Annotated in this window: 4 protein-coding genes; 3 read left to right on the top strand and 1 reads right to left on the bottom strand. The window is 43.0% G+C overall.

Translation table 11 applies throughout. The features are described 5' to 3' along the window. Positions 1-118: 118 nt before the first annotated feature. Positions 119-1,258, top strand: coding sequence for a MarR family transcriptional regulator (locus ACTQ33_RS16935; protein ID WP_441465666.1), 1,140 nt, complete (start codon positions 119-121; stop codon positions 1,256-1,258). Next, a complete protein-coding gene (locus ACTQ33_RS16930; protein WP_441465665.1) occupies positions 1,248-1,793 on the top strand; it encodes a hypothetical protein in 546 nt (181 codons plus the stop codon). Before ACTQ33_RS16935 ends, ACTQ33_RS16930 begins: the two co-directional genes overlap by 11 nt. An 80-nt stretch (positions 1,794-1,873) precedes the next feature. Here the strand turns inward: ACTQ33_RS16930 and ACTQ33_RS16925 are convergent, their stop codons facing one another. Next, complete coding sequence (locus tag ACTQ33_RS16925) at positions 1,874-2,656, bottom strand: competence protein CoiA (protein WP_441465664.1); 783 nt, start codon at positions 2,654-2,656, stop codon at positions 1,874-1,876. A 1,044-nt stretch (positions 2,657-3,700) separates the two neighbouring features. Between ACTQ33_RS16925 and ACTQ33_RS16920 the strand changes: the two genes are divergently transcribed. Next, positions 3,701-4,492: an AlbA family DNA-binding domain-containing protein gene (locus tag ACTQ33_RS16920; protein ID WP_441465663.1), complete on the top strand. Its 792-nt coding sequence runs from the start codon at positions 3,701-3,703 to the stop codon at positions 4,490-4,492. Positions 4,493-4,602: the final 110 nt, after the last annotated feature.

Here is a 4,602-nt window from a genome sequence, read left to right as displayed (position 1 = left end):
TTCGTGAACCATCTTGTGGTAGGAGCCGCCAACCAATCCACAGCATCCCTTACAGTGTAGCACAGCCCTTGGAGAGGGGCTCTAATAACTACTACTCTATAATACAAGGAGTTTCCCCATGTCTGAGTATCAACTTGAAATCAAGCAGATCGTAGACTATCCCCGCTGCCGGGTACATCGACAATTTATCCAGTCTCTTATCTCCGACCGGAGCATCCGAAGCAACAACGGATGCTCCGGTCTTTTTTATTATGCCGTACTTTGCTCCTATGCCAATTTCCGAACCTCTTACCGCCGGATCGATGGGCTCTCCTATACCGTGTACCCTGGCGAGTGGGTCTGTACTCTGCAAGAGCTATCCGAGTGGCTGCGGGTCCGCACAAAGCAACACGCCTCGAAAATCCTAGACAGCCTACAGAGCCGCCACTTGATCGAATACAGTCTCCTGGGGCGCGATAAGCTGGTACGGTACCATATCAAGAACTGGCGGCGCCACAACACCGCTTTGGATTATAACTGCCCCTGCCAGAAGGATACCGGGTTCTACTTCCTCCCTATTTCCACGGCCACCGATCTCATCAGCGCTGGCCGGTGTTCTGAAATGGATATCCTTCTGGATCTCTGGATCTCGGCAATTTACAACGATGAGCGCGTGCTGGGGTCCTTCTCGGGCCCAGTGGTCTATTTCCGCAATGGCAGCGGCAGTCCCCTGCTGTCTTATGCTGACCTCGCCGCCCGTTGGGGAATTTCAAAAGCAACCGTTGGCCGCGTACTGAAGAAGCTGGCCAAACTGGGCCATATCACGATGATGACCTTCCCTGGTCGTCACGGCACAGCCATCTATCTTCAAAACTACCTGTCAACCATGTTCCAGATTTCTGATGTCATGGTAGATAAGTCCGAAGTCGCGTTTTCCTTGAACATCAAGATCCCGCAGTCGTATACGGAGCAGGATGCAAAGGAAGATGTCTCCTGCGTTTCAACGGAGCCCAGTATCGTTTCAAAATCGCTTGTGGATGAAATTGTGCATAAAGTGCTGCAACTGCTGGAACGTCAAGGGATTCCGTGTGCGCAATGCCCCCATTGCTCCTCTAAGTTATATCCATTATCCGACGATGGAAAGGGTGAGTATATGGTACTACCTAATGAACCACCGCTAAAGTTCCGAATGGAGATTTTCTGCGGTTCGGATAGGCCGAGGTATGTGTTTATTCTTTCAACCAACATTGTGCCGGAAGAGGTGAATCATGATGATTAAAAAATCTACCGTGAAAAAAGTTGAGGACGATCCACGCTACCATGACACTTGGCAGCTGCTCAAAAAATACCGGGATGTGATCTGGAGCCTGGAGTTATCCGTGCAGCAGCTCAAAAAGCAGTTCGAGGTGGAATACGGGAGCAATATCGAAGATTTCCTGGAGTCTGTTTATCTGGCCGGCGCCGATCTGGGCGGGACGCAGATTGAGGATCACTCACGCTGCATTGAACGAAGCCAGAAAATGCTTTCCCTGCTCGATCGTTCGGTGGAGCTTCTCCGTACCCGGCATAAAAATGGCGAGGAATTCTACTGGATTCTGTACTTTACCTACCTCTCCCCCCAGCAGCTCAAAAACGCAGAGGAGATTATCGAACAGCTCCGGCCCCATATGCAGGACATCAGTTTTCCCACCTACTATCGAAAGCGTAAAAAAGCTGTAGAGGCCCTCAGTTCTATCCTCTGGGGGTACACGTCACAGGAATGCATGCAAATCCTGGCCCAGTTTTATCCGGCAGATGAGGATTGGGCAAAATAATGCCCAATCCCCTCCCCCTCCAATCAATCATAAAACTGCCTGTCCCTTTTCGTCCAGTAATAATTGGATTAGACAGCAGCTTACCCGCTGGTGGAATCTTTGGCATAATTGAGGTGCCGAAGTCTATTATAAAACTCTTCTTCTGAATAATATTGCGCCCAAAAGTCAGATGTACTGGTAAACTCTTCTAAACATAGTCGGGCAAAACAATAATCTTTATGAGTCGGATTGATATATTCCCATTTACTCCATGGATAATAATCTTCCATATCAATTTGTGTCTGCTTACCTACTCCTGTTTGAATATGAAATATTATTCTCAAGCGGTTATTATATTTGGAAAAATTAATATTGTCTATAAATCTAGTCCTGTTTCTGCCTGTCCATACCAAATGTTTGATCGTTTCATCATCATCGTCAGCTATAAAAATTGTTTTTGGCCTTTGGGGGTTACAGAAATCGAATACCCAAATTATGCGATATCCACATTGAACATAATAATCTGAACGCTTTAAAAAAGTTTCCTGAGATATAGGAGAATGCTGAAATTCGAAAACATACTTTTGATTATTAAATTCCAGCACGGCATCTGCTATATGATATTCGGTATGCTGCTGGTTCCATATAATAACCTCCCGAGCTTCTGGCTTAAAATAAGATTGCATTTTACTATGCCAAGCTGATAATTTTCCTGCATACCATGGATCACAATCTCGGCCAGCGTGATGTGCAAAATGATGCGCATTAACATTACCACGCTTTTGAATCATTTTACCTTTGCAGGCAGGGCAGAAATAATCCTGTCCTGCATCAGCATTGTCGATATGAACCCGCTCTCTATAAATATTATTAGCAAAAAACATGTGCCCTCCATATTCGAAATTTCCTCTAATAATAAAACATGCACTCTCTACATTTTGCTGGCTCTTTAGCTCTTATTGTATAGCACCCCTCAACCTTGTCCTAAAGAATGCGTTATAGACATTATATATTATATGATTTATACTGTACTATTTTATGGACATTTAAAGTATACTCAAAGCAACGACCTACCAGAGTCCGTCTATCTGGCTGGTACTATTCTAGACGAGATTGAAAACAAAGTTTACGTATGATACATTTAAGGGAATCCATAGGCAAAGTCAGTCTGAGTGGTAAACTAACTGAAGGTTCAGGTACTTCTAAATAAATTGCTACGCCGCAACCATTTGTTTGAGCTTATATGCCTTGGCCCATTGCCCATAGGTCAGACCTTCCCCGGAATGCAGCCGCCTCTGTATATCCATAATTAAAGCCACAGCTTTGCTTGATTGCATGGCCATACTCCTCCATGATCTGCTGAAAGGCATAAAATCTATCCAAGACTTTGGAACGGGTATCTCAGAGCCACCCGAAGCCTTTTCTTGTAGAAAGGCTGACGGTCCGTCCTCAGCCACACCCCGTGGCGGAGAAAGCGTCCCTTGCTATGAAACTTGTGGTTGGTAATTACAGACAGATCATTTTCCAAACACACGCGGTCAGAGCGCCGCTGCACCGTCAGTCCTAACCAGTTAAATCCTGGAGTTTGTGGGAGTAATCCAACTGAGTGGAGCTATGGTTGATATTGTTATGAATGTGTTGACGGTCTGTTTGAGTGGCGACAAAAGGACACATTTGCTCTGCTCTAGGTTTTCTTCGGCTCCTGCCCATAATCAAAACAATCACCCGTCCTTTAAATGGCTAGCTCTAGGCCGCTGCTTGGAAACGTTATTATAGGTTGTGGCCATTAATTACTGTCCTTTCTTTTTTGCATAATAGCAGCCGAATATAGAAAATAATTTGACGTAGAAACTCTATGATAGTAAAATAACAGAAAATAAAGATATATTCTTCCATATAAGTAGGGGTAAAATATGAGTATTGATAATATGACCAAAGATGATTTGCTTGTTTTTTTTAAAGAGCCTACCTTAGAAGCATTTAGTGATTTTCTTGAGAAAAATGTAGGTGAGGGCTCTCAAGTTGAGTTCAAGGGGAAATGGATAAGTGATGTTAAGCTTGCAAAAATAATGATTGGAATGGCAAACTCTGGCGGTGGGTGTATTGTTATTGGTGTTTCGGAAAACGATAATGGGACAATAGTAGCTAGTGGCATTTCTGCAGAAGACAAAATATATGATCCCGCTGACTTTTCTAAAATAGTGGAAAAATATCTGCCACAAAAAATAGGAAAATATATTGAAATAAAAAATTTCTTCTACGAAAATGATGTATACGGGTCATTGAAAGGGAAAAAATTTCAAGTGATTTTTATTTCCGTTGAAATAGGTGATTTGCCTATAATTTGTGAAAGTGACGGGCAACGGGAAAATGAAAAAATAAAGCGTGGTGAAATTTATATTCGCAGAGGAAGCAAGACCGATCTCATAAACTATGATGAGTTGCAAGAAGTGCTTACTCGCAGTTTTGAGGCTAGGCGGCGAGTACGTCAGGATATTACATTAGAAGATGAATTAGACCAATTAAAAGTTTTGTATGACGCAATTCCAGTCTCAATTTATAAAAATAGTTTCTCTGCGTTTAAGCAAAACCATAGTCCAATAGCAAGAGAATTGTGGGGACATTTTGAAAATAAAGTTTTCCCTAAGCAAAGTTTTGAAGAATTCTTAAAAGAAATGATAGAAGACAAGGAAGAGAAAATCCGAAAAGCGCTATTTTAATTTTAAGGCAATACCGCACAGAAAAGTAGGCGCGATACTGCCAGAAGTGATATAATAAGACCATGGATAAACAGATGACAATGTCTGCGCTTAGTGATGAGTTGGCGCAG

Origin of the sequence: Candidatus Avoscillospira sp. LCP25S3_F1, assembly GCF_052117125.1 — a bacterium.
In the GTDB taxonomy this organism is placed as follows: Bacteria; Bacillota; Clostridia; order Oscillospirales; family Oscillospiraceae; genus Avoscillospira_A.
The sequence above is the reverse complement of the archived record's forward strand: the minus strand, read 5'-3'. Positions and strand labels throughout refer to the sequence as shown.

What these genes read in the sequence shown, in the direction of transcription:
- ACTQ33_RS16935 (WP_441465666.1), top strand. Translation starts at nt 119, where the DNA reads ATGTCTGAGTATCAACTTGAAATCAAGCAGATCGTAGACTATCCCCGC.
- ACTQ33_RS16920 (WP_441465663.1), top strand. Translation starts at nt 3,701, where the DNA reads ATGACCAAAGATGATTTGCTTGTTTTTTTTAAAGAGCCTACCTTAGAA.
- ACTQ33_RS16930 (WP_441465665.1), top strand. Translation starts at nt 1,248, where the DNA reads ATGATGATTAAAAAATCTACCGTGAAAAAAGTTGAGGACGATCCACGC.
- ACTQ33_RS16925 (WP_441465664.1), bottom strand. Translation starts at nt 2,656, where the DNA reads ATGTTTTTTGCTAATAATATTTATAGAGAGCGGGTTCATATCGACAAT.